This is a genomic window from Pseudomonas sp. fls2-241-TYG-175 (genome assembly GCF_030209155.1).
GTDB lineage: Bacteria > Pseudomonadota > Gammaproteobacteria > Pseudomonadales > Pseudomonadaceae > Aquipseudomonas > Aquipseudomonas viridiflava.
On record NZ_JARVSO010000033.1, the window covers coordinates 21,005 to 47,238 of the forward strand.

Below are 26,234 nucleotides of genomic sequence, written 5' to 3' on the forward strand. Positions count from 1 at the left end.
TGATCCCTCAACAGACGCCAGAGCTTGGCCCGCGCTCCTGAATTGTGGATACTGCCCACTGGCCAGCCCACGATCACGGAAGACTGAAATGGCATACAGCCCGACAGCCATGACAGTAGAACTCGCCATTGGGCGGTACGCACGCTTCAGTCGCCCTTCAAGCAACCTGATCGGTGGCACGTATCCTGTTCCCGGCGATCCTCTTCGCCCTCAGCCAGGCCCTGAGCATACCGAAAGACAGCATCTGACGGGGTGGTTCAAGCCCAGAGGACCCCGGGATACATTTGAAGACCTCGCCATAGGGCGTTACGCACGCTTCAGTCGTCCTTCCACGAATCTGATTGGCGGTACTCAGCCGCTTGCCGACAGCACATCCGAGTTCTTCATCGTTCGAGATGACTCAGCATATGGACAGTCCTTCAGTATTCCCAAAGCGCCTGATCTGCAGACCGGGTCCCAATGGATCAAACCAGGGGAATCGATCACCGTTGCCGGACTGACACTGCCCGATGGCATGATCTACGCAGGTGGGAAGGACGCAAGGCTCAGGAATATCGAGCCCTCTTTCATCGATACCGCCTTGCCGGCCAGCAGTTCGCCTGTAGATCTGCTGACACCGCGGGCGCTCTATCTGTCGACTTATGTCTCCCTCAGTCCAGAAGCACGTAGAGGCTATCTACAGTGGTTGGCGGGCGGTCGCTGTGATCCTTGCGCAGAAATCGGCTACGCATTCATGTTCTTTTACGGTCTGGAGCGTCGCGCGCTGGTGGATGCGACATCCGATGCGACCGCACGTGAAGAAATACCTGTCATAAAAGCAGAAGTGGAACGATTGAGGGCGCTGTATTCCAGCGACGCCTCTTTTTATAACCATGCTTCCAGGCTTCTGGATTACCTGAGTATGTCGGTCATTCCGACACGGATGTATTTGAATGAACCTTCAGGACCAGCGATGGGCATTCATGAAGTGCCTGTTTCTGTGCGAGTTGCGCTCGGCCAGATGGCGACCGATCAGTACCCGCTCAACGCCGGTTGGGCCATGGCCTGGGCCCTGACTGATCCGAATATTTCACTGCGCACACCGGCCGTGAGATGCCCGGAGCTGTTTCAACGTTTGTTCCGGGAAGAATACGACGCGAAGTTTCCTCGCGGCCTGGCCCTGCCGAACAACAAGACACGTCTCAAGGCCTCGTACTGGCCGATATCACCCAAAATCAACACTCAGAAGTTGTCCGTAGGCGATCTTCCAGATGTCACTGCCACTTCCGGTACACGCAAAAAGCTTCAAATTATCGTGGAGAAATGCGCTCAGGTACTCGAACCGTTCAGCCGATATGTGGGCCGAAATCCTGAAAACCCTTATGTTCTGGACGGTCTGCTCCGCCTGCCAACCGCCCTATGGCCCGACCCTGCGAAACAGGAGCTGTCCGCCTTGCAGGCAGGCGTAGCGCATGACGCAATTCTGATGACACTCAGTGAACTGACTCAACGGTTCGACTCCATCGAAACGCTGTCACGGGATAAGGTCGTTGCGCTGGCAAAAGCGCTTGAGGAACGAAATATCGGAATGGAGCCCGACGTGTTGTCCGGCAGCCGTACGCCTAAAGCTGAAGACACCATTGTGTTGTTTGCAGCAGAGCCGGAAGACGGCACGCTACGCGCCACCCCCGACTATCACGCTGCAGTCGTTACGCTGGATCTGGCCAGTGCTGTGGCGGCAGCGGATGGCGAAACGAGCCAGGACGAAGTCGCACTGCTTGGGCTGCATATCGACTCATGGAGCCATCTGTGTGTCGCCCATCGCAAGCGTCTCAAGGCGCACCTGCAGATTCAGTTGCTACAACCGCCATCGCTGGCAAGCCTGAAGAAGAAGCTGGAGCCTCTGCGACAGGAAGACAAGCGCACCATCGTCTGTTTTCTGGCACACCTGGCCCAGGCGGACGGGACCGTTACGCCTGATGAAATCAAGTTGCTCGAACGTGTCTACAAAGCACTTCAACTCGATCCTCAATCGATATACAGCGACCTGCACGGGGCGGCCGCGAATTCGCTCAAAGGCCCGAATGTGATTGGCGTGTCGGGATCAAACATCCCTGGCGCTCAGCAAACGTCGACTTCACCGACAAACAGGCGCGCAGGCTCCGGTATCGTTCTGGACATGGCTCGGGTCGCGCAATTGCAACGCGAGACAGCTCAGGTATCAGCACTTCTGGCCACCGTTTTCACAGATGAGCAGGAGGAACAAACCCCGATCATTACAGAAGACGTTCCGCAAATAGCCCCCGAGACTGGCGTTCGTCTGTACGGACTCGATGCCGAACACTCGGCGTTCTTGCGCTTGTTGGTGTCTCGTACCGAATGGAGTCGGCAAGAACTGGAGAACACCGCTTCAGACATGGAACTGATGCTCGACGGTGCGCTTGAGCAGATCAACGAAATGGCATTTGAGCTTTTCAATATGCCGATATCCGAAGGCGATGATCCGGTCGACATCAATCCGGACATCCTGAGCGAGTTAGCCTTATGAGTACGATACGAGCCAGAGACCGCGACGCGGTCATCCAGTCATTACGCGCAGGGGTCGTTCCGAGGGTCGGACAACACCTGATTCAGGTCGGCCGGGTTGGAGAGCTGGATGCCCTTATAAAAGACATCAACCGCCTGGCGGAAGGTGGCTCGGCATTCCGTATCGTCATTGGTGAATACGGCGCGGGCAAGACCTTCTTCCTCAATCTGGTCAGAGGCATCGCGATGGAGCGCAAGCTTGTCACCATGCACGCAGACCTCAACCCCGACCGGCGGCTGCACGCCTCTGGAGGCCAGGCCCGCTCGCTGTATGCCGAGCTTGCGAAGAACATGTCCACGCGTACCAAGCCAGATGGTGGCGCGTTGCAAGGCATCGTGGAGAAATTCATCTCCCAGGCCAAGACCGAGGCGAAGAGCAAAGGCATCGAAAGCGAAGCCGTCATTCGCCAGTACCTCGCCGAATTGACAGAGATGGTCAACGGCTATGACTTTGCCGAAGTCATAGCCGCCTATTGCCGTGGCTTTGAAGACGGCAATGAACAACTCAAGGCCGATGCCATTCGCTGGCTGAGAGGCGAGTTCACGACCAAAACCGATGCTCGTGCGGCGCTCGGGGTAAGAACCTGCATTGACGATGCGTCTATCTATGACCAGCTCAAACTGCTCTCCCGATTCGTGCGGCTGGCGGGTTTCGGCGGACTGATGGTCTGTCTGGATGAGCTGGTGAATCTGTACAAGCTTGCGAACACACAGGCACGCAACGCCAACTACGAACAGATCCTGCGCATTCTCAACGACTCACTGCAAGGTTCGACCGACGGTCTGGGCTTCGTGCTCGGCGGCACACCGGAATTCCTTATGGACACCCGCCGCGGGCTGTACAGCTATCCTGCCCTGCAATCACGACTGGCGGAGAACACCTTCGCCAAGGCCGGCTATGTTGATCTATCCGGGCCGGTCATTCGCCTCACCAGTCTTACCCCCGAAGACTTCTACGTCCTGCTGCAGAACCTGCGCAACGTCTACGCCTCCGGCGACCCGGAAAAATACCTGCTTCCGGACGAAGCGTTACCGATCTTCATCGACCACTGCGGCCAACGACTTGGAGAAGCGTACTTTCGTACGCCTCGCACCACGATCACGGCATTTATCAACCTTCTGGCGGTACTCGAGCAGAACCCTGGTAGCGATTGGCGTACGCTGCTCGACGCAGTGGAAATCGCACGGGATGACGGTGGTCGAAGCGATCTCGACGTAGAGGCAGATGATGAACTCACCAGTTTCAGGCTCTGAATCATCGTCATTCGAACGGCTGCATCCGGATGTGCAGCATTGGGTCTGGTCCCAGGGCTGGACCTCGCTCAGGGATGCTCAGGAATGTGCCATCCCTGCGCTGATCGATGCCGACCGTGACGTGATCATTGCGGCCTCGACCGCCGCGGGCAAGACCGAAGCGGCTTTCCTTCCTATCCTGACCAACCTGCTGGTCAACGACCAACCTGCCGGGGCCGTTCTCTATATAAGCCCGCTCAAAGCACTCATCAACGATCAATGGGATCGGTTGAGCCGCCTCTGCGAGCGACTGGAGGTGCCGGTGGTTGCCTGGCACGGCGACGTCTCAGCAAGCAGAAAGCACCGGTTTCTCACATCGCCCAGCGGCATCCTGCTCATTACACCGGAGTCGCTCGAAGCCCTGTTCGTTAACAGGGGCTCTGCCGTTAAAGGATTGTTTCAGCAACTGCGGTACATCGTGGTAGACGAACTTCACGCGTTTATCGGCAGCGAACGCGGCAAACAGCTCCAGTCATTGATGCAACGTGTCGAACGCGTCGCAGGCAGACAACTTCCCCGCGTTGGCCTTTCTGCCACGCTGGGTGAAATGTCGCTGGCGCGAGAGTTCCTGCGACCGGGCCAGAATCAGCGAATGGAGGTGATCGAATCAAAATCCTCCGGCCAGAATCTTCAAATTCAGGTACGCGGCTACACCCTGCCTCCCATGATCAAACTCATCTCAGGGCAAAAACCCGCCGAGACAACAGATCACGACGAAAACGAGCAAGAAAACGAGTCGGGAAGCCGACATGCAATCGCCGCACACCTCTATAAATTCCTGCGCGGCAGTAACAACCTGATCTTTCCCAACAGCCGTGACATGGTCGAGTGGTACGCCGACAGGCTGCGTCATCTTTGCGAGAAGGATGGCCTTCCAAATGAATTTTTCCCGCATCACGGAAGCCTGTCTCGGGATTTGCGCGAAGACACAGAACGCGCCCTCAAGGCAGGTACGCCGCCCGCCTCTGCGGTCTGCACGACAACCCTCGAACTCGGTATCGACATCGGCAACATCAGGACAGTGGCGCAAATCAATTCACCGCCATCGGTGGCAAGCCTGCGTCAGCGTCTGGGCCGGTCTGGACGCCGGGAGGGGGAACCCGCGACCTTGAGGGTGTACTGCGAGGAAAGCACCCTGACACCTGATTCAGACCTGTCCAATCAGCTCAGGCAAAATCTGGTGCAGACGATCGCGATGATTCGGCTGCTGATAAACAAATGGTTCGAACCTCCCAGAGCCTATGGGCTTCACGCCTCAACACTTGTTCAGCAATGCCTGTCCGTGATTGCACAGCAAGGTGGCGCCAGTGCTTCGGAGCTGTGGAGCGCGCTGGTTGCCAGCGGAACGTTTTCAGCCATCACCAGGCCGGACTTTCTGGCCATGCTCAAGGCGCTGGGCGAGCAAAAACTCGTTGTACAGGACAGCTCCGGACTGTTGTTACCCGGAGAGATCGGTGAACGACTGGTCAATCATTACGAGTTTTACAGTGCATTCCAGAGCGACGAGGAGTTCAGGCTCATTCGCGACGGCAAGTCTCTGGGCTCCGTGCCCGTCAGCCGGCCGCTCACCCAAGGCCAGCGCATCATATTCGGCGGCAGACGCTGGCAAGTGATGGACATAGACCTTGAGAAGAAAGTCATCGTCGTCAAACCCGCGCGTGGCGGCGAGCCTCCGACATTCGACGGTCTGAGTGCAAAGATTCACGACGATGTCAGGCAGGAGATGCGATCCGTACTCATGGAAACGGCTCCCTGCCCGTTCATTGATGCCAATGCACAGAAACTGCTGGAAGAAGCACGCCATACCTTTCGTTCGCTGAGACTTGATAAACAGCATCTGGCCGGATCAGCATCCAGAACCTATCTGCTGACCTGGAAAGGCGACTACATCAATGACGCACTTTCGCTGCTGCTCAACCGGGAAGGCGTCATGTGCGAGTGCTCGGGGCTCGTACTGGACATCGGCGCGCCGAAGGAAAGCCTCATGGCAGCGCTGCGCGAAATTGCCTGTCTGGATGCCACCGACGTGGAATCACTCCTGAAAGAGGTGAAAAACCTGATCAGGGAAAAATGGGACTGGGCGCTGCCTTTGCCACTGCTTATCAAATCATTCGCTTCCAGCCAACTGGATCTGGGAGGGGCAATTGAGCTTGCGAAGGTGTTGTCGCTCAGTGACGGCTCATCCTGACTCTGCGTTGCATCATGCTATCCGCATACATGACGAAAAAAGGGCTGCTGACGCCTCGGCAAAGCCCCTTTGTCTCGGCAAACTCACACCCCCGCCCTCGAATTCTTTATCATTGCGCATGTTTTGCTGGCAGAGCCGACTATGAAATTCGCCATTTCCCTTTTTTCTGCGGGCCATGCGCCCTCTTCCCGGCGTGCGCTGCTGTTTGCCCAAGCGGTGCTCGCGGGCGGGCACGAGATTGTCCGGCTGTTCTTCTATCAGGACGGCGTGCATAGCGCGTCGGCCAACGCCGTTACGCCTCAGGATGAACAGGATGTGCCGCGTCAGTGGCGCGACTTTATCGTCGAGCACCAACTCGATGGCGTGGTGTGCATCGCCGCTGCGCTGCGTCGCGGCGTTCTGAATCAGGAGGAAGCCGAGCGTTATCAGCGCCCTGCGGCCAATCTGCTGGAGCCTTGGGAATTATCGGGGCTGGGTCAGTTGCATGACGCCGTGCAATCGGCAGACCGACTGATCTGCTTCGGAGGGCCTTGAAATGCCCAAGTCACTTTTGATTGTCAGCCGTCAGTCGCCTTGGTCGGGTCCCGGCGCGCGTGAGGCACTGGACATCGTGCTGGCAGGCGGCGCGTTCGATCTGCCCATCGGTTTGCTGTTTCTGGATGACGGCGTGCTGCAGCTGCTGCCGCAACAGAGCGCAGCAGCCTTGCAACAGAAAGACCTGACCGCCAATCTCAAGGCATTGTCGATGTTCGGCGTTGAAGACCTCTATGCCTGCGCGCAGAGCATTGCCGAGCGCGGTGTCCCGAGCGCTGGCCTGGATGACGACATCTGCCTGCTGTCCGGCCGGACCGAGCTGTCGGCCTTGTTCGAGCGCTATGACCAGGTGATTACGATCTGATGAGCACTTTGCACGTTCTTTCCCATTCCCCTTTTACCGACAACCGTCTGGACAGCTGCCTGCGTTTGCTGGGCGACAACGACGGCATTCTGCTGTGTGGCGACGCCACCTACGCCCTGACGCCGTCGAGCCCTGTTTCGCTTAAGCTGCAGCAGGCCGGTTCGCAATCGCTGTTCGTACTGGACGAAGACCTCAAGGCCCGTAACCTCCCGTTGCCAGCCGGTATTGTCAGCGTGGATTACGCAGGCTTCGTCGAACTGTCGATCCGTTTTGACAAAGTGAACACCTGGCTATGAAACAGTTGATCGCCTCCGGGCGCACGCTGGAACTCGACAAGGACGGATTTCTCAAAGACCTGAACGACTGGTCGATGGACGTCGCCCATGCACTGGCTGGCGAAGAAGGCCTGACGCTGACGCCTGAACACGTCGAGATCCTCGAACTATTGCGTGGCTTTTATGCAGAGTTTCAGCTGTCTCCGGCGACCCGGCCGCTGATCAAGTACACCGCACTGAAACTGGGTGCCGAAAAAGGCAACAGCATGCACCTCAATCGCCTGTTCAACGGCACCCCCGCCAAACTTGCCGCCAAGCTGGCGGGCCTGCCAAAGCCGACCAACTGCATATGAACGACTACGCCCCGCTTGTCACCGAAACACCTGAAGAACACCCTTTTGCCCAGTTCGTCCGCATTCTGGGTAAAGGCAAACGTGGCGCACGCAACCTGACGCGCGAAGAAGCGCGCGAGGCCATGGGCATGGTGCTCGATGAAAAGGTCGAGGACACACAGCTCGGCGCCTTTCTGATGCTGCTGCGCCATAAAGAAGAAAGCCCGGAGGAACTGGCCGGTTTCACCGAAGCCGTACGCGAACGCCTGAATGCGCCACCGATCACGATCGACATCGACTGGCCGACCTACGCAGGCAAGAAACGTCACCTGCCCTGGTATCTGCTGGCCGCCAAGTGCCTGTCCCAGAACGGCATCAGGATCCTGCTGCACGGCGGCGGAGCTCATACGGCCGGTCGGCTGTACACCGAGCAGTTGCTCGGTTTGCTGAATATTCCGCTGTGTCGCAACTGGTCGTCGGTCGAAACAGCGATGGCACAGGGCAATCTGGCGTTCATGCCACTCGCCGACTGGGCACCGCAACTGCAGCGCATGATTGACCTGCGCAACACGCTCGGGCTGCGCTCGCCAATTCATTCGCTGGCGCGGATTCTCAATCCTTTGCAGGCGCGCTGCGGGCTGCAAAGCATTTTCCATCCGGGTTATCAGAGCGTTCACCGTGATGCCAGCAGCCTGCTGGGTGACAACGCCATCGTGGTCAAGGGCGATGGCGGTGAGATCGAGATCAACCCGGACACCATCAGCCATCTGTACGGCACGACCGGCGGACAGCCTTGGGACGAGGAATGGCCAGCCCTCTCGCCGCGACGCCACGTCAAACCCGCCACGCTCGACCCGGCGCAACTGGTCGGTTTGTGGAGAGGCGAACTTGAGGACAGTTACCCGCAACTCGCGCTGATCTCGACCATGGCCCTGGCGTTACGCGGCCTCGGCATCGCGCGTGATGAAGCGTTTGTGCAGGCGCAGACATTCTGGGAGCGCCGCAACAAGGATCTGTGACCGATCGGCTTTATCGATAATGATCGGTCAGAATTTGCGTTTTTCGGTCGAACCGATGTCACTAGACTGATCTCCAAGCTGTACTTAATTCAGAAATGGGGATTCAGACATGGGCCTTCTGGTCGAAGGACGCTGGCAGGACCAGTGGTACGAAAGCAGCAAAGACGGTGCCTTCCAGCGCGAAAACGCCCAGCGTCGTAGCTGGGTTACAGCCGACGGTAAACCTGGACCGTCAGGCGATGGCGGTTTCGAAGCACAGGCAGGCCGCTACCATCTGTATGTTTCCCTCGCCTGCCCATGGGCGCATCGCACGCTGATCCTGCGCAAGCTCAAGGGGCTGGAGAGTCTGATCGACGTTTCGGTCGTCAGTTGGCTGATGCTCGAAAACGGCTGGACCTTTGACCAGCAGAAAGGCTCCAGCGGCGACGCCCTCGACAACCTGACCTTCCTGCATCAGCGCTACACCGCGGATGACCCTCAATACACGGGCCGGGTCACCGTGCCGGTGTTGTGGGATAAACAGCAGCAGCGCATTGTCAGCAACGAGTCGGCGGAGATAATCCGCATGTTCAACTCGGCATTTGATGAACTGACCGGCAACCGCCTGGATTTCTATCCATCAGCGCTGCAGGCGACTATCGACGAGCTCAACGAACGCATTTACCCCGCCGTCAACAACGGCGTGTATCGCGCAGGCTTTGCCACCTCGCAGCATGCCTACGAAGAAGCGTTCGATGACGTGTTTGCTGAACTGGGCGAACTGGAAAACCTGCTGGGCGAGAAGCGCTATCTGGCAGGCGAGCACCTGACCGAGGCTGACGTGAGGCTGTTCACCACCATCGTGCGCTTCGACGCGGTTTATTACAGCCACTTCAAGTGCAACCAGCGGCGTATCGCGGACTACCCGAACCTCAGCAACTGGTTGCGCGAGCTGTACCAGTGGCCGGGTGTCGCCGAGACGGTGAATTTCGAGCACATCAAAGGCCACTATTACGCTAGCCATCGCACCATCAATCCGACCGGGATCATCCCCAAAGGCCCGGCATTGAACCTTGAGGCCAGCCATGATCGCGAACGGCTGTCCGGGATGGGCGTCTGGCAGAAGTAAACGGCATGACAATGGATAGCCCGGCGGGCTATCCATCAAGTGGCATCAGACGGTCGCCTGATTGCCTTCGAACCAGGCCAGCTTTTCACGCAACTGAACCACTTCGCCAATGATCACCAGCGTCGGCGCATGCACTTCGTGCTCGGCCACCAGTTGCGGCAGGTTGGCCAGCGTGCCCGTGAACACTCGCTGATTGGTCGTGGTGCCCTGCTGAACCAGCGCCGCTGGCGTGTCCGCAGAACGACCATGCCTGATCAGCTCCTGGCAGATCACCGGCAAACCGATCAATCCCATGTAGAACACCAGGGTCTGCGCCGGGGCCACCAGATCGGACCACGGCAAATCGGTGGAGCCATCCTTGAGGTGACCGGTGATGAAACGCACCGATTGCGCATGATCGCGGTGGGTCAACGGAATGCCGGCGTAGGCCGCACAACCGCTGGCGGCTGTAATGCCGGGAACCACCTGAAACGGAATGCCGTGAGCCGCCAGTTCTTCGATTTCCTCGCCACCACGGCCGAAGATGAACGGATCGCCGCCCTTGAGACGAACCACCCGCTTGCCCTGCTTGGCCAGATCGACGAGTTGCTTGTTGATCTGATCCTGCGGTACGGCATGTTCGGAACGGCGCTTGCCGACATAGACCCGTTCCGCATCACGGCGGCACAGATCGAGAATGGTCGGCGCCACCAGACGGTCGTAGAGCACCACGTCCGCCTGCTGCATCAGGCGCAAGGCCTTGAACGTCAGCAAGTCAGGATCGCCAGGGCCTGCGCCCACCAGATAAACCTCGCCGGTTTCCGCTGGCGGTTCACCTGCGATCTTGGCAATCAGCAGGCGCTCGGCTTCCGCGCCCTGCCCGGCCAGTTGACGATCGGCAATGGCACCTTGAAAAACATCTTCCCAAAATGCACGGCGCTGCTGGACGTTCGGAAACAGCCCTTTGACCTGATGACGGAAGCGCGCGGCCAGACCGGCCAGTTGCCCGTAGGTCGAGGGAATCCAGGTTTCCAGCTTGGCGCGGATGAGTCGCGCCAGCACCGGCGCATCGCCGCCACTGGACACTGCAATCACCAGCGGTGAGCGGTCGACGATGGCCGGGAAGATGACCGTGCACAGCGCAGGCGCATCCACCACGTTGACCGGCACGCAACGCGCACGGGCATCGTGGGAAACCTGGGCGTTGAGGGGTTCATCGTCGGTCGCGGCGATGATCAGCACGCAGCCGTCCAGATCATCTTCGTGATAACCACGCAGAATCAGCTCACCGCCGCTCTGGACGACCAGTTCGCGCAACTGGCTTTCGATTTCCGGTGCGACGACGCGAATAACGGCACCCGCCTCGAAGATCAGCCGGGATTTGCGCAGGGCGATTTCACCGCCGCCGACCACCAGCACGCGACTGCCACGCAGGTTATGGAACAGCGGCAGAAATTCCATTTAACCGATGACCTCAAGGCCGCCCATGTAGGGCTTGAGAACGTCAGGCACACGAATCGAACCGTCTGCCTGCTGATAGTTTTCCAGCACCGCGACCAGCGTACGCCCTACCGCGAGACCGGAGCCATTCAGTGTATGCACCAGTTCCGGCTTGCCGGTTTCCGGGTTGCGCCAGCGAGCCTGCATGCGACGCGCCTGGAAGTCCCCGCAGTTGGAGCACGAGGAGATTTCACGGTACTTGTCCTGGCTCGGAATCCAGACTTCAAGGTCGTAGGTCTTCACGGCGCTGAAACCCATGTCGCCGGTGCACAGCGCCAGTTTGCGGTAAGGCAGCTCCAGCAGTTGCAGCACGCGTTCGGCGTTGCCGGTCAGCGATTCAAGGGCGGCCATGGACTCGTCCGGCGCAACGATCTGCACCATCTCGACCTTGTCGAACTGATGCTGGCGAATCATGCCGCGAGTGTCACGACCCGACGCGCCCGCTTCGCTGCGGAAGCATGGCGTGTGGGCGACGAACTTCATCGGCAGCTGCTTGGCGTCCAGAATCTCCCCAGACACGATGTTGGTCAGCGACACTTCGGCGGTCGGGATCAGGTACAGATCCGCTTCGCCTTCACGGGAAATCTTGAACAGGTCTTCTTCGAACTTCGGCAATTGACCGGTGCCCTGCAGCGCAGGCGCCTGAACCAGATAAGGCGTGTAAGCCTCTTCGTAGCCATGCTCGTTGATGTGCAGGTTGATCATGAACTGGGCCAGCGCACGATGCAGACGTGCGATAGGGCCACGCAGCAGGGCAAAACGCGCGCCAGACAGCTTGGCGGCGGTTTCGAAATCCAGCCAGCCGTATTGTTCGCCCAGCGCGACGTGGTCCTTGACCTCGAAATCGAAGCGGGTTGGCGTGCCCCAGGTGCTCACCTCGACGTTGCCGTCTTCATCGGCGCCTACCGGAACCGATTCGTGTGGCAGGTTCGGGATATTGAGTACCAGCGCGTCCAGCTCGGCCTGAATGCCGTCCAGCTCGACCTTGCCTTCGCTCAGTTCGGTGCCCATGCGCTCGACGTCCGCCATCAGTGGCGCAATGTCTTCGCCGCGTTGCTTGGCCTGACCGATGGATTTGGAACGGGCGTTACGCTCGGCCTGCAACTGTTCGGTGCGGGTCTGCACAACCTTGCGCTGAGCTTCCAGCGCTTCAATACGGGCCACGTCCAGTGTAAAGCCACGGGAAGCCAGGCGATCCGCTACGTCCTGAAGTTGAGTACGTAACAGTTTGGAATCGAGCATATCGTTCTCTCGTCTATCAAAGTCTGGTCAGGGACAGGCCAACCCAGGTTGCGAGCAGCCCGCCGAACACGCTGATACCGGCATAGCCCAGGGCCAGCGGCAGTTGCCCGCTTTCCAGCAGGCGCAGCGTATCCAGTGAAAAGGATGAAAAGGTCGTCAGACCCCCTACAAAACCGACGATCAGGCCGGCTCGAATTTCGATGGGCACTTCAGGGCGCAGCAGAAACAGCCCGTACAGTACGCCGATGATCAGGCAGCCGACGATGTTGACCGCCAGCGTCGCCGTATAAAAATAGCGCGGCCAGTGGGCACTGACCCAGGTACCTGCCGCGAAGCGCAATAATGTACCAGCGATACCGGCGATCGACACCGCAAGAATGGTCTGAATCACTACTTTCTCCGCTTGCGGGGGCTGGCTTCATCCAGCGCGTTCAGGTGCCTGAGCTTTTCGCCGATCTTGAGTTCGAGCCCACGAGGAACCGGCTGATAATACTGGCGCGGTTCAAGTTCGTCAGGGAAGTAATCTTCGCCTGCCGCATAGGCATCGGGCTCGTCATGGGCGTAGCGGTATTCTTCGCCATAGCCGAGTTGCTTCATCAGCTTGGTCGGTGCATTGCGCAGGTGCAGTGGAACCTCGAGCGACCCGTGCTCGGACGCTTCGCGCATGGCGCTCTTGAACGCCATGTACACCGCGTTGCTTTTAGGCGCGCAGGCCAGATAGACAATGGCCTGAGCGACCGCCAACTCGCCTTCCGGACTGCCGAGGCGCTCCTGAACATCCCAGGCCGACATGCACAGCGGCAAAGCGCGCGGATCGGCGTTGCCGATATCCTCACTGGCCATGCGCACGACACGGCGCGCCAGGTACAACGGGTCACAGCCGCCGTCGATCATACGCGCGAACCAGTACAGGGCAGCATCCGGGTTGGACCCGCGAATCGACTTGTGCAGCGCGGATATCTGGTCGTAGAACGCTTCACCGCCCTTGTCGAAACGACGTCGGCTATCGCCCAGCAGGCTTTGCAGCAGTTCGGTGCCGATCTCACTGCCATCTTCGGCAAGATCGGAAGCGTTCTCGAGCAGGTTGAGCATGCGACGCCCGTCACCGTCGGCGGCCGCCATGAGAATCGCAAAGCCTTCATCGTTCAAGGTCAGCTGGCGCTGTCCCAGACCGCGATCCTCGGTCAGTGCACGATGAACCAGCTTGCGCAGTGCGGTTTCGTCGAGGCTCTTGAGCACATAGACCCGTGCCCGGGACAGCAAGGCGTTGTTCAGTTCGAAGGACGGGTTCTCGGTGGTCGCACCGATGAAAATCAGGGTCCCGTCTTCGACATACGGCAGAAACGCATCCTGCTGCGACTTGTTGAAACGGTGCACTTCGTCAACGAACAGGATCGTGCGTCGACCGTACTGGCCTGCCTGCTGCTTGGCGACCTCGACGGCCTGGCGAATTTCCTTTACCCCGGCCAATACGGCAGAAACCGTTTCGAAGTGGGCATCCGACACCTTGGCCAGCAGCCGGGCGAGCGTGGTCTTGCCCACGCCCGGCGGCCCCCAGAAGATCATGGAGTGCAGCGCGCCCTGCTCCAGCGCCTCGCGCAGAGGCTTGCCATGAGCCAGCACGTGCTCCTGACCGACGTATTCGTCCAGATTGGTCGCACGCAGACGTGCGGCCAGTGGCTGGGCGATGGGTTCACGGCTAAACAGGTCCATGGTTCGGGATCAGGCCTTCTTACTCTTGAATGACATCAGCACCCTTGGGAATCTGGAACTGAAACTTGCTGGCAGCGATAGGCTCGTTGGCCTTGACGCCGGTGAACAGGATATTGGTGCGCTGGCCGACGCTGTCGACCAACTGCATGTCGTTGATGATGCCGTTACGGAACGACAGGCGCAGGCTGTCGAACAGCGTGTCCTTGGTCTTGGGCTTGAGCACGAAGTCAATCACGCCACCCGCTTCCTTGGCGGTGATATCAAAGCTTTCGCTGATCTTCGACACGTCACCGGAGAGCAGCAGCGCCGGGGTCTGGGTCAGGCGTTGATCGAGGGTCTTGATGGTGACCTGCTCGAGATCCGGGTCCCAGAGCGAGACTTTTTTGCCGTCGGACACCATCAGTTGTTCCTGAGGTGCGTCAGTGTGCCAGTTGAACAGGCCGGGGCGTTGCAGCGCCATTTCACCCGTGGTTTCCTGCAATTGGGTGCCGCCACCATCCAGCGTCAACTGGGAGAAGCGTGCGGTCAGGGTGCGGGAGTTTTCCAGCAACTGGGTCAGGCGTGTCACGTCCTTGCTGTCTGCATGGGCGGGGATCACGGAAAAAGTCAGTGCGGTTGCCAGCAGCATGCGGATAAGACGCATGGAATTCCTCTTTGCAGTCATTGGATGTCACGACAGCGGGCAGAACCCGCTGTCGACGCAGTTTTGCAATCAGTCACGCATCGGGCCGGGGGCAATGACTTCGCGGGAGCCGTTGGTGTTCATGGAGGTCACGACACCCGCCATCTCCATCGCCTCGATCATGCGCGCCGCGCGGTTGTAGCCAATCTTGAGCTTGCGCTGTACAGCGGAAATCGACGCACGACGACTCTCGAGTACAAATTTGACGGCTTCGTCGTAGAGCGCATCGCTTTCGCTGTCCTCACCGCCTTCACCGCCACCGCCATCGAAGCCGCTGCCGGCCTCTTCGACGCCAGCCAGAATATCGTCGTTGTAGTCCGGGGTGCCGCGCAGTTTCCAGGCCTCCACCACGCGGTGCACCTCTTCGTCGGAAACGAACGCACCGTGCACACGAATCGGCAGGCTGGTGCCCGGAGGCATGTACAGCATGTCACCGTGGCCCAGCAGTTGCTCGGCACCGCCCTGATCGATGATGGTCCGTGAGTCGATCTTGCTCGACACCTGGAACGCCATGCGCGTCGGGATGTTGGCCTTGATCAGACCGGTGATCACATCGACCGACGGCCGCTGGGTCGCGAGGATCAGGTGAATACCCGCAGCACGAGCCTTCTGGGCGATACGGGCAATGAGTTCTTCAACCTTCTTGCCGACGATCATCATCATGTCGGCGAATTCGTCCACCACGACCACGATGGTTGGCAACTTGGTCAGCAGCGGCGCTTCGTCATGGATGCTTTCACGCTTGTAGAGCGGATCTGCCAGCGGCTCGCCGGCGTCCTGGGCGTCCTTGACCTTCTGGTTGAAGCCCGACAGGTTACGCACGCCCATCTTGGCCATCAGCTTGTAGCGACGCTCCATCTCGGCCACGCTCCAGCGCAACGCGTTGGCAGCGTCCTTCATGTCGGTCACCACCGGACACAGCAGGTGCGGAATGCCTTCGTAGATCGACAGTTCCAGCATCTTCGGGTCGATCATGATCAGCTTGGCATCATCCGGCCCGGACTTGAACAGGATCGACAGGATCATCGCGTTCACACCCACCGACTTACCGGAACCGGTGGTACCCGCCACCAGCAGGTGCGGCATCTTGGCCAGATCGGTAATCACCGGTTTGCCGCCGATGTCGTGACCGAGCGCCAGCGTCACCGGAGACTTGGCGTTGTCATATTCCGGCGTCGAAAGAACCTCGGAGAAACGCACGATCTGGCGGTCCTCGTTGGGAATCTCGATACCCACAGTGGTCTTGCCGGGAATGACCTCGACCACACGTACGCTGGTCACTGCCAGCGAACGCGCAAGGTCCTTGGCCAGGTTGGAAATACGGCTGACCTTGACGCCCGCCGCCGGCTGGATTTCGTAGCGAGTAATCACAGGACCCGGATGAATGGAATCCACCGTGACCTCGACACCGAACTCCTTGAGCTTGATTTCCAGCAGATGCCCCACAGCCGCCAGGGACTCGGGGGAATAATTGAGCTGCTTCTTCTCCGCCGGATCAAGAATCGAGATCGGTGGCAGGGTGCCTTCGACTGCGCTGTCAACGAACAGCGGGGCCTGCTTTTCCTTCTGCACGCGCTTGCTGGGCTCGGGCGGACGCGAAGGTGCAGGAGCAATGACCGCAGGCACATGCTTTTCACGCTCGGTCATGTGCTTGCTGAGGGACACTTCACGCTCGATGATCCGCTCGCGGGCCTTGGCCTGCTCACGGCGATCGGACGCCGCAGGCGCGACCACGTCGTTGACCTGCATATCGACTTCACGCAATTGCGCGACCATCTGCCTGCGCTCGACACGGGCAGCCCACCAGCGGTTGGCGGCACCCTGGAACAGCTCGAACAGGTCCAGGGTGATCTTGCCGGTCACGTCCATGACCTTGAACCAGGACAGGTCGGTGAATACGGTCAGACCAAACAGGAACAGCGCAATGAACAGCAAGGTGCTGCCCTGGATGTTCAATGCTTTCTTGGCCAAATCGCCTAGGACTTCACCCAGCACGCCACCGGCAGAACCCGGAAAGCCTGCTGCGAAGTGAAAATGGATGTGCGCCAGCGCAGCACCTGCCAGCACCAGAAACACCAGACCGATCAGGCGCCAGGAGAACAGCCAGCCGCTCCACTGCCAGGGTTCGTGACGATGACGGAACACCTGCCAGGCCTTGATGGCCAGCAGCAGCGGAAAGATATAGGCGAAGTAACCCAGCACCATGAACAGGATGTCGGCACAGAACGCACCGGCACGCCCGGCAGCATTCTGCACTTGAGCGGCGCTGCTGGTATGGCTCCAGCCCGGATCGCTCTGATCGTAGGTCAATAACGCCATCATCAGGTACAGGCACAGGGCGCCGAAGGCGATCAAGGCACCTTCCTTGAGCCGGTAATGCAGTTGCTGTCGCCAAAGCGGAACAGCGCTGGGTGCTGGTGTGGATTTCTTCAAAACGCTTTATTTCCTGCGCTGGAGCGCGAACATCTCGTTGATTGACGTTGAACGGCTGTCGCCGGCACCGGCTGCGCCCTGATAAAAAAGGCCACAGCCCGCTGTGAGGCCTGATCGAGAACCGTTTGAATGATAATGCGCAAAGCCGGCATTGTAAGGCCTTAGAGGCCTTGAGGTCTGTACGAAAACTCGCTTGAACGGTTTCATGCCTGATAAAAAAGCCTGCGTAGAGGTCGACCATCCTCATGCATCGTCGACAGCGTTCAATTTGAGCACGCATTTTCTTTTGTGACAAAGGCTTATGGCAGGATTCTGCCAACAGCCCGCAACACGGCGCCCATGACCCCGCGATCCTTTGCGCGCCCTACCGCAAGCAGCCGACAAGCGCCATAATGACGACCGCTTGTGACCGCGTTTGCCGCACGGAGTTGCACACACGCATCGCATGCGCCCTCCCCTTCCGCAAAGTCGTGATGCCCATGCTGACCTGGTTACAACGCAACAGCCTCGATTTTCCGCCACTGGACAAGGCCCTTCGCGAGCCAAACGGATTGCTCGCTGCGGGTGGAGACCTTTCTGCCGACCGCCTGATTCGCGCCTACCGTCACGGCTGCTTTCCCTGGTTTCAGGACGGCCAGCCCATCCTGTGGTGGTCGCCCGACCCGAGAACCGTGCTGCTGCCAGAAGAACTGCACGTCTCGCGCAGTCTCGGCAAGGTTCTGCGCCAGGCTCGCTACACCGTCACCTTCGATCAGGACTTCGCCGCCGTCATACAAGCCTGCGCTGCGCCTCGCAGTTACGCCAATGAAACCTGGATAACCCGTTCGATGCAGGACGCCTACCTTGAGCTGCATCGCCGTGGACACGCCCACAGCGTCGAGGTCTGGGAAAACGATGTTCTGGTCGGTGGCCTTTATGGCCTGGCGATGGGGCAACTGTTTTTCGGGGAGTCCATGTTCAGCCGCGCAGACAACGCTTCCAAGGTCGGATTCGCCACGCTGGTGGAACGCCTGCAAGCCTGGGGCTTCGTTCTGATCGACTGCCAGATGCCGACTCAGCACTTGCACAGCTTCGGCGCCCGTTCGATTCCACGGCAGGCCTTTGCCGATTATTTGAACCGTCATCTGGATCAACCGACTAACGCAGACTGGTTGCCTAGGCGAGTTTGACAGGCTGGCATACACTCATGATTAAAGGTTTTTCGACAAGGGGGCGATCATGACGGAGCTGGCGCGGCTTAAGTTTTATGCCACTCAACCCCATACCTGCAGTTACTTGCCTGAAGAGCAGGCGACGACGCTGTTTCTGGACCCCAGCCAACCTATGGATGTTCAGGTTTATGCCGACCTGTCCGATATGGGTTTTCGGCGTAGCGGCGATCACCTTTACCGCCCTCACTGCCAGAACTGCAGTGCCTGCGTGCCTGCACGCATCCCCGTGAATCTGTTCGTGCCCGACCGCCAGCAAAAACGCATTCTCAAGCGCAACGCCGACATTCAGGTGCGCAGTACCAAGCCGGTTTTTACTCAGGAATACTTCGATCTCTACCAGCGCTACATCGAACAGCGGCATGCCGATGGCGACATGTTTCCACCGAGTCGCGATCAGTTTTCGACGTTTCTGGTGCGCGACCTACCGTTTTCACGCTTTTATGAGTTCCGTCTCGAGGGTCGTCTTCTCGCAGTGGCGGTGACTGACCTGCTGCCCAACGGTCTTTCTGCGGTCTATACCTTTTACGAGCCCGAAGAAGAACGCCGAAGCCTGGGCCGTTATGCAATCTTGTGGCAGATCGCTGAAGCCGCGAGGTTGCAGTTGCATGCGGTGTACCTGGGCTACTGGATAAAGAACTGCAAAAAGATGAATTACAAGACCCAATATCGCCCCATCGAGCTGCTTACCAATCAAAGATGGGTCACTCTGTATTGAACCCCTTGGCTTAAACAGGTTTTTTCGGGCACAATGCACGCCGCTTTTGCCTGGCGCCACTTGCACCGGGCCACTCATTTGTATACCGAGGGCTTTACTGCATGTCGAAAGAAGACAGCTTCGAAATGGAAGGCACTGTCGTCGACACCCTGCCCAACACCATGTTTCGCGTGGAGTTGGAAAACGGGCACGTCGTAACCGCGCATATCTCCGGCAAGATGCGCAAGAATTACATCCGTATTCTGACCGGTGACAAGGTGCGTGTAGAGTTGACGCCCTATGACTTGAGCAAAGGGCGTATCACCTACCGCGCTCGTTAATCAGGCATCAACAAAAACGCCCGGCATATGCCGGGCGTTTTTGTTTCTAACAATTGAGGACAATCCGAACAGATCCGGGACCGCGCCCGTTTCCGGGCGCATCCCCTACTCCATCACGCCATCTCTGCCGTGGTTTCGTAGTCGAACGTGATCTCGCCGTCCTTGATGTCGATGTGGACCACACCGCCGTGCTCTGACAATTCGCCGAACAGGATCTCTTCAGCCAGTGGCCGCTTGATCTTGTCCTGAATCAGACGAGCCATTGGTCGAGCGCCCATCGCCGCATCGTAGCCACCCTGCGCCAGCCAGCTTCTGGCCGCGTCGGAGACTTCGAGCAGTACACGCTTGTCTTCCAGCTGCGCCTGAAGCTCGGTGAGGAACTTGTCCACCACGCTCTTGATGACTTCGTGGCTGAGACGGCCAAACTGGATGATCGTGTCGAGACGGTTGCGGAATTCCGGCGTGAAGCTCTTCTTGATCACTTCCATTGCATCGGAAGAGTGATCCTGATGAGTGAAACCGATCGAGGCCCTCGCAGCCGATTCAGCACCGGCGTTGGTGGTCATGATCACGATCACGTTGCGGAAATCGGCCTTGCGCCCGTTGTTGTCAGTCAGCGTACCGTGGTCCATGACCTGCAGCAGCAGGTTGAAGACTTCCGGATGCGCCTTCTCGATTTCATCGAGCAACAGCACGCAATGCGGCTGACGCGTGATGGCCTCGGTCAGCAGACCGCCCTGATCGAACCCGACGTAACCCGGAGGCGCGCCGATGAGACGTGAAACGGTGTGCCGCTCCATATACTCGGACATGTCGAAACGAATCAGCTCGACGCCCAGCGCCTTGGCCAGCTGACGAGCCGCCTCGGTCTTGCCGACACCGGTCGGACCTGCGAACAGGAACGAGCCGACTGGCTTGTCCGGCGACTTGAGGCCTGCACGGGACAGCTTGATCGCAGTGGACAGCGAATCGATTGCTGCATCCTGACCGAACACCGTGAGCTTGAGGTCGCGCTCCAGATTACGCAGCAGTTCCTTGTCGGAACTGTTGACGTGTTTCGGGGGAATACGCGCGATCTTGGCGACGATGTCCTCGACCTGAGGCACGTCGATCCGCTTCACTCGCTGCTCCACCGGCTGCAGACGCTGGTAGGCGCCCGCCTCATCGATCACGTCGATTGCCTTGTCAGGCATGTGACGATCATTGATGTAGCGTGATGCAAGTTCGGCTGCGGCGCGCAGCGCCTCATCACTGTACTCGATGCTGTGATGCTGCTCGAAACGCCCCTTGAGGCCTCTCAGGATGCCAATGGTGTCCTCGACCGAAGGCTCGGACACATCGACTTTCTGGAAGCGGCGTGCAAGCGCTCGGTCCTTCTCGAAAATCCCGCGGAATTCCTGGAAGGTGGTCGAGCCGATGCAACGAATATCACCCGAAGACAGTAATGGCTTGAGCAGATTCGAAGCGTCCATGACGCCGCCGGACGCAGCACCCGCACCAATGATCGTGTGGATCTCATCGATGAACAGAATCGCATGCGGACGCTTGCGCAGTTCATTGAGCAGCGCCTTGAAGCGCTTCTCGAAATCGCCACGGTATTTGGTACCGGCCAGCAGCGCACCGAGGTCGAGCGAGTAGACGACACTGCTGGCAAGCAGGTCAGGGACCTGATTGTCCACAATGCGCTTGGCCAGACCCTCGGCGATCGCTGTCTTGCCGACACCCGCCTCACCGACCAGCAAAGGGTTGTTTTTGCGACGACGCGCCAGGATCTGTGCGACACGCTCGACTTCGCTTTCGCGGCCGACCAGCGGATCGATGCGTCCCTGACGGGCCAGTTCGTTCAGATTGCTGGCATAGGCATCCAGAGGATTGCCAGAGGAAGATGCTTCACCGCCCTCGTCGTCCTGCATATCTTGCTCACCTTCAGAAGAGTGTTCGCCATGCCCTGGAACCTTGGAGATCCCGTGGGCGATGTAATTGACGACATCAATCCGGGCAACGCTCTGCTGCTTGAGCAGAAACACGGCCTGGCTTTCCTGCTCGCTGAAAATCGCAACCAGCACATTGGCACCGGTCACTTCACGTTTGCCGGAGCTCTGTACGTGGAAGACTGCGCGCTGCAGGACGCGCTGGAAACCCAGCGTCGGCTGGGTTTCGCGATCCTCGTCGTGGACGGGGATCAGTGGAGTGGTGGAGTCGATAAACTCCTGCAGATCATGCTTGAGCTTATCGAGGTTTGCGCCGCAGGCACGCAAGACAGTGGCTGCAGCCTCATTATCCAATAAGGCCAGCAGGAGGTGCTCGACCGTCATGAACTCATGACGTTTTGAACGAGCTTCCTTGAAGGCCAGATTGAGGGTGACTTCGAGCTCACGGTTTAACATAGCTTCACCTCATACCCAAGTGGTCGGCGATTAACCGTCCTTCTCGATCTCACAGAGTAGTGGATGCTGGCTCTCCCTGGCGTATTGATTGACCTGCATTGCCTTGGTCTCGGCGATGTCGCGGGTAAACAATCCGCAGACTGCCCGTCCCTCTGTATGGACGGCCAGCATGACCTTGGTAGCCAGCTCACGATTCAGGTTAAAAAACACCTCGAGCACTTCAACGACGAAATCCATCGGGGTGTAGTCATCGTTAAATAAAACCACCTTGTACATCGGTGGCGCCTGCAGGGTCGGCTTGGCGTCCTGCACTGCGATGCCAGCCGAGTCGTCCTCGTGTGATTGCGGACCATCCTGATTGAATGTTAGTCGAATCTTGCTGAATGCATGCATGGAAAGAAACGTTCGTGGTAAAGGGCGGATTGAGCCTGAGTCGCGATCTGACCAGTTTTGAATTGGACTGCCGCATGACCTTGACTATCAGCTAAACGGTGTTACAAACAATAGAGCCCACATTGGGTAAAAAGGGTCCGCGCAGTCAACCAAAATTTTTTAGGTCAGGCGGATTGAGGTGGATGATACTCCAGACGGAGTCCTTTGCAGAGGGATATGGCTATGCTCAGTGGTAAAGTCAAGTGGTTCAATAATGCAAAAGGCTATGGATTTATCCTTGCCGACGGCAATGATGAAGATCTGTTCGCTCATTATTCGGCTATCCACATGGATGGATACAAAACACTCAAGGCGGGCCAGCCGGTCAGCTTCGAGATTATCCAGGGCCCGAAGGGTTTGCATGCAGTCAATATAACCACGGTCACGGCAGGCGTCAGCGCTGCGACCGAGGGTTCGAATGCAACCCAGAAAGCTTCAAATGTGCCAGCCTAGGGCGAACCACCACAAACGCCAGCCATAGGAGGCAGCCGGTTCTGAAGTGATTGAACCGGCCGTTTCTGATAGCTGGGGCGGTTTACATGTGCTCAATGAGCGCATCGCCGAACGCTGAGGAGGACAACAACGTTGCGCCCTCCATCAACTGCTCAAAGTCATAGGTCACCGTTTTAGCGGAGATTGCGCCGTTGGTGCCTTTGATGATCCCCCCGCCTCCACACATCCATATTTCGGCCGATAGAACCACCGACCCCGGATTGACCTGGTCCTTGCCCTCCTGCCCGGGAGCAGTACCCCGCGCGACCTCGAACATCGCAACGGTGTCCGACAGCCTGGTGCCCGGCGCAACTCAACATTGAGCGAGCGTATGCCGCCGACAAGCGTGGTCAGCGATCCCTTGTGGACACAACGTATTCCCTGACCGTGTCGAGGGCTTCATCAGACAGCCAGGTGTCGGGGCCATAGACTTGGGTCGCCTTCTCTCCCGCATAGACCTCCATCCAGGAAATCCTGCGCTGACCGCCGTACGCCTTTTCAACAGCCGCATCCAAGACCTTGATCATCACCGGGCTGATGTCGACACCGGTTCCGTCATCTTCTATATAGGGAATGATCGGTGTGTCGGGTACGCTCAGGGAGTGATCGGGGTTGACCGTTATCTTTTCACCCACCATCTGGAATGCTTATTCTCTGGTATTCAATGACTGACTCCGCTTTCGGGTCTGATTGGACTGCGTGACAGGCATTCAGCGTAGCCACGTCCACTGTCAACCGCCAACCGAAGCGCCCTGTGTGAACACCATAAAACACCCGAAAACATTGACCCAGAGCGGTCTCGTTCGACCAACGGCGAATATTCATTATTCGATAGCACGCATAGCATTAATGCTTGGCGCCAAGGGTTTGATATACTGCGCGCCGTGACCGCAGAGTCATAAAGGCTGACCCGTCTGAACCAGACCTCTCAGCCTTACAGATGCGCCGGACCGGAGCTCGGCCCGGCAGCTTGACGCTCGACTGATGCACCCAACATCACCGCGAATAAACCTCGACCCAGGCTCATGACTGAACTGTGAGCAGAGTGCATACCCTGCGCGTATCGAGATTTTGTGCATGCTCAGCAAAACAGAGAGTTAATACGAATGTCCAACCGCTCGAAGATCATCTATACCTTCACCGACGAAGCTCCGGCCCTCGCCACCTATTCGCTGCTGCCCATTATCGAAGCGTTCACCGCCTCCTCCGATATCGACGTGGAAACACGTGATATCTCCCTGGCAGGCCGCGTTCTTTCCAGCTTCCCGGAGTCGCTTGGCGCCGATCAACAAGTGCCGGATCATCTCGCCGAGCTCGGCAAACTGGCCACCACGCCAGAAGCCAACATCATCAAATTGCCCAACATCAGTGCTTCGGTTCCGCAGTTGAAAGCGACCATCAAGGAGCTTCAGGATCAGGGTTTCAAGATTCCCGACTACCCTGAAGCACCGACCACTGACGCAGAAAAAGAAACCCGCGCCCGCTACGACAAGGTCAAGGGCAGCGCTGTAAACCCGGTTCTGCGTGAAGGCAACTCCGACCGTCGCGCGCCACTGTCGGTCAAGAACTACGCTCGCAAGCACCCGCACAAGATGGGCACCTGGTCTTCCGACTCCAAGGCCCACGTTGCCCACATGAGCAACGGCGACTTCTACGGCAGCGAAAAAGCCGCCCAGATCGAAGCGGACAACACCGTCAAGATCGAATTGGTCGCTCAGGATGGCACCACCACCGTCCTGAAAGAAAAAACCGCCGTGAAAGCGGGCGAGATCGTCGATTGCTCGGTCATGAGCGCCAAGGCACTGCGCAGCTTCATCGCCGCTGAAATCGAAGACGCCAAGAAGCAGGGCGTACTGTTCTCGGTGCACCTGAAAGCCACCATGATGAAGATCTCCGATCCGATCATGTTCGGCCAGATCGTCGACGAGTTCTACAAGGATGCGCTGACCAAGCACGCTGACACGCTGAAGCAGATCGGCTTCAACCTGAACAACGGCATCGGCGACCTGTACGACCGCATCAGCGCCCTGCCCGCCGACAAGCAGGCCGAAATCAAGGCTGACATCGCTGCGGTCTACGCCGTTCGTCCGCAACTGGCGATGGTCAACTCCGACAAGGGCATCACCAACCTGCACGTACCGAGCGACGTGATCGTCGATGCGTCCATGCCTGCCATGATCCGTGACTCCGGCAAGATGTGGGGCACCGATGGCCAGTTGCACGATGCCAAGGCCGTGATCCCGGACCGCTGCTACGCCACCATCTATCAGGCAGTCATCGAAGACTGCAAGAAGAACGGCGCATTCGATCCGACCACCATGGGCAGCGTACCGAACGTCGGCCTGATGGCTCAGAAAGCCGAAGAGTACGGTTCGCACGACAAGACCTTCCAGATCAATACCGACGGCGTGGTCCGCGTGACCGACAGCCAGGGCAATCTGCTCATGGAGCAGAAGGTCGAGACCGGCGATATCTGGCGCATGTGTCAGGCCAAGGACGCACCGATCCAGGACTGGGTCAAACTGGCCGTCAACCGCGCTCGCGCAAGCAACACTCCAGCCATTTTCTGGCTCGACGCCTCCCGTGCGCACGACAGCGTGATGATCGAGAAAGTACGTCAGTACCTGCGTGACCACGACACTTCAGGCCTGGACATCCAGATCCTGTCGCCGGTCGAAGCCATGAAGCTGACCCTGGAACGCACCCGCGCCGGCAAGGACACCATTTCGGTAACCGGTAACGTATTGCGCGACTACCTGACCGACCTGTTCCCGATCATGGAACTGGGCACCAGCGCCAAGATGCTGTCTATCGTCCCGCTGATGAATGGCGGCGGCCTGTTCGAAACCGGCGCTGGCGGCTCGGCACCGAAGCACGTTCAGCAGTTCGTGGAAGAAAACTTCCTGCGCTGGGATTCGCTGGGTGAGTTCCTCGCCCTGGCTGCTTCCCTGGAGCATCTGGGCAACGCCTACAACAACCCGAAAGCACTGGTTCTGTCCAAGACCCTCGACCAGGCCACTGGCGAGTTCCTGGACCGCAACAAGTCGCCTTCGCGCAAGGTCGGCGGCATCGACAACCGTGGCAGCCACTTCTACCTGACCCTGTTCTGGGCACAGGCGCTGGCAGCTCAGAATGACGATGCAGCCCTCAAGGCGCAGTTCGCTCCGCTGGCCAAGACCCTGACCGACAACGAAGAAAAAATCGTTGCCGAGCTCAATGCGGTTCAAGGCAAGCCAGTGGAAATCGGTGGCTACTACTACGCCAACGCCGAGAAGACCAGCAAAGCCATGCGTCCAAGCGCAACCTTGAACGCAGCCATCGCCGCGTTGTAAGAGGCAACCCGGGCGACGCCATCCAGCGTCGCTCCCTGAAAGCCCCGACCATGCGCCGGGGCTTTTTCGTTCAAGCGAAGAGCAGGCTCCAGCCCCTATACTTCGCGCTTCATTCCTC

22 protein-coding genes and 1 pseudogene are annotated in these 26,234 nt (G+C 58.5%); 14 read left to right on the top strand and 9 right to left on the bottom strand.

Going from position 1 to position 26,234, the window contains the following annotated elements:
* The first annotated feature begins 88 nt into the window (after positions 1-88).
* The 9 genes from QRN20_RS20885 (at position 89) to QRN20_RS20925 (ending at position 9,678) form a co-directional block, all read left to right on the top strand.
* The gene (locus tag QRN20_RS20885) at positions 89-2,527 is read left to right on the top strand and encodes a tellurite resistance TerB family protein (RefSeq protein WP_285361112.1); all 2,439 of its coding nucleotides are present in this window, start codon (positions 89-91) and stop codon (positions 2,525-2,527) included.
* Entirely contained in the window at positions 2,524-3,819 is a 1,296-nt protein-coding gene (locus QRN20_RS20890) for an ATP-binding protein (RefSeq protein WP_122605939.1), read from the top strand. Before QRN20_RS20885 ends, QRN20_RS20890 begins: the two co-directional genes overlap by 4 nt.
* Entirely contained in the window at positions 3,794-6,046 is a 2,253-nt protein-coding gene (locus QRN20_RS20895; protein WP_122605941.1) for a DEAD/DEAH box helicase, read from the top strand. The genes QRN20_RS20890 and QRN20_RS20895 overlap by 26 nt, the downstream gene beginning before the upstream one ends.
* A gap of 141 nt (positions 6,047-6,187) precedes the next feature.
* Positions 6,188-6,580, top strand: a complete 393-nt coding sequence (tusD, locus tag QRN20_RS20900; protein WP_025993112.1) for a sulfurtransferase complex subunit TusD — start codon at positions 6,188-6,190, stop codon at positions 6,578-6,580.
* 1 nt (position 6,581) lies between these two features.
* The gene (tusC, locus tag QRN20_RS20905) at positions 6,582-6,944 is read left to right on the top strand and encodes a sulfurtransferase complex subunit TusC (RefSeq protein WP_058430527.1); all 363 of its coding nucleotides are present in this window, start codon (positions 6,582-6,584) and stop codon (positions 6,942-6,944) included.
* Entirely contained in the window at positions 6,944-7,240 is a 297-nt protein-coding gene (gene tusB / locus QRN20_RS20910) for a sulfurtransferase complex subunit TusB (protein ID WP_088235502.1), read from the top strand. Before tusC ends, tusB begins: the two co-directional genes overlap by 1 nt.
* Positions 7,237-7,572 (top strand): TusE/DsrC/DsvC family sulfur relay protein, encoded by a 336-nt coding sequence (locus tag QRN20_RS20915; protein WP_058430525.1) that lies wholly within the window; start codon positions 7,237-7,239, stop codon positions 7,570-7,572. The genes tusB and QRN20_RS20915 overlap by 4 nt, the downstream gene beginning before the upstream one ends.
* Positions 7,569-8,570 (top strand): glycosyl transferase family protein, encoded by a 1,002-nt coding sequence (locus QRN20_RS20920; RefSeq protein ID WP_029244550.1) that lies wholly within the window; start codon positions 7,569-7,571, stop codon positions 8,568-8,570. The genes QRN20_RS20915 and QRN20_RS20920 overlap by 4 nt, the downstream gene beginning before the upstream one ends.
* Positions 8,571-8,679: 109 nt before the next feature.
* Entirely contained in the window at positions 8,680-9,678 is a 999-nt protein-coding gene (locus tag QRN20_RS20925; protein WP_122413142.1) for a glutathione S-transferase family protein, read from the top strand.
* 45 nt (positions 9,679-9,723) lie between these two features.
* Here QRN20_RS20925 and cysG read toward each other — a convergent pair whose 3' ends face one another.
* From cysG to ftsK, 6 genes are all read right to left on the bottom strand, one after another.
* A complete protein-coding gene (gene cysG, locus QRN20_RS20930) occupies positions 9,724-11,118 on the bottom strand; it encodes a siroheme synthase CysG (RefSeq protein WP_025993118.1) in 1,395 nt (464 codons plus the stop codon).
* The gene (serS, locus tag QRN20_RS20935) at positions 11,119-12,399 is read right to left on the bottom strand and encodes a serine--tRNA ligase (protein WP_004884697.1); all 1,281 of its coding nucleotides are present in this window, start codon (positions 12,397-12,399) and stop codon (positions 11,119-11,121) included.
* A 16-nt stretch (positions 12,400-12,415) separates the two neighbouring features.
* A complete protein-coding gene (crcB, locus tag QRN20_RS20940) occupies positions 12,416-12,790 on the bottom strand; it encodes a fluoride efflux transporter CrcB (RefSeq protein ID WP_122428966.1) in 375 nt (124 codons plus the stop codon).
* Complete coding sequence (locus QRN20_RS20945) at positions 12,790-14,112, bottom strand: replication-associated recombination protein A (RefSeq protein ID WP_004884694.1); 1,323 nt, start codon at positions 14,110-14,112, stop codon at positions 12,790-12,792. Before QRN20_RS20945 ends, crcB begins: the two co-directional genes overlap by 1 nt.
* Positions 14,113-14,131: 19 nt before the next feature.
* Entirely contained in the window at positions 14,132-14,755 is a 624-nt protein-coding gene (gene lolA, locus QRN20_RS20950) for an outer membrane lipoprotein periplasmic chaperone LolA (protein ID WP_004884692.1), read from the bottom strand.
* Positions 14,756-14,824: 69 nt separating this feature from the next.
* Complete coding sequence (ftsK, locus tag QRN20_RS20955; RefSeq protein WP_025993122.1) at positions 14,825-17,227, bottom strand: DNA translocase FtsK; 2,403 nt, start codon at positions 17,225-17,227, stop codon at positions 14,825-14,827.
* Between the two features lie 479 nt (positions 17,228-17,706).
* Between ftsK and aat the strand changes: the two genes are divergently transcribed.
* The 3 genes from aat (at position 17,707) to infA (ending at position 19,473) form a co-directional block, all read left to right on the top strand.
* On the top strand, positions 17,707-18,396 hold the full coding sequence (gene aat / locus QRN20_RS20960) for a leucyl/phenylalanyl-tRNA--protein transferase (protein WP_029244552.1): 690 nt from the start codon (positions 17,707-17,709) through the stop codon (positions 18,394-18,396).
* 49 nt (positions 18,397-18,445) lie between these two features.
* Positions 18,446-19,153, top strand: coding sequence for an arginyltransferase (locus QRN20_RS20965; protein ID WP_004884684.1), 708 nt, complete (start codon positions 18,446-18,448; stop codon positions 19,151-19,153).
* 101 nt (positions 19,154-19,254) lie between these two features.
* Entirely contained in the window at positions 19,255-19,473 is a 219-nt protein-coding gene (gene infA / locus QRN20_RS20970) for a translation initiation factor IF-1 (protein ID WP_002553999.1), read from the top strand.
* A 113-nt stretch (positions 19,474-19,586) separates the two neighbouring features.
* On the opposite strand, the gene clpA is transcribed toward infA, so the two are convergent.
* Together clpA and clpS are read right to left on the bottom strand one after the other, a co-directional pair.
* Positions 19,587-21,860: an ATP-dependent Clp protease ATP-binding subunit ClpA gene (gene clpA, locus QRN20_RS20975; protein WP_004884681.1), complete on the bottom strand. Its 2,274-nt coding sequence runs from the start codon at positions 21,858-21,860 to the stop codon at positions 19,587-19,589.
* Between the two features lie 30 nt (positions 21,861-21,890).
* Positions 21,891-22,253, bottom strand: a complete 363-nt coding sequence (clpS, locus tag QRN20_RS20980) for an ATP-dependent Clp protease adapter ClpS (protein ID WP_004884680.1) — start codon at positions 22,251-22,253, stop codon at positions 21,891-21,893.
* Positions 22,254-22,475: 222 nt separating this feature from the next.
* On the opposite strand from clpS, the gene cspD reads away from it, so the two are divergent.
* Positions 22,476-22,745: a cold shock domain-containing protein CspD gene (gene cspD / locus QRN20_RS20985; protein WP_029241639.1), complete on the top strand. Its 270-nt coding sequence runs from the start codon at positions 22,476-22,478 to the stop codon at positions 22,743-22,745.
* 82 nt (positions 22,746-22,827) lie between these two features.
* Here cspD and QRN20_RS20990 read toward each other — a convergent pair.
* Positions 22,828-23,450, bottom strand: a pseudogene (locus QRN20_RS20990) (isocitrate/isopropylmalate family dehydrogenase).
* Between the two features lie 440 nt (positions 23,451-23,890).
* Between QRN20_RS20990 and QRN20_RS20995 the strand changes: the two are divergent.
* Positions 23,891-26,116 (top strand): NADP-dependent isocitrate dehydrogenase, encoded by a 2,226-nt coding sequence (locus tag QRN20_RS20995; RefSeq protein ID WP_058430521.1) that lies wholly within the window; start codon positions 23,891-23,893, stop codon positions 26,114-26,116.
* The last annotated feature ends 118 nt before the right edge of the window (positions 26,117-26,234 follow it).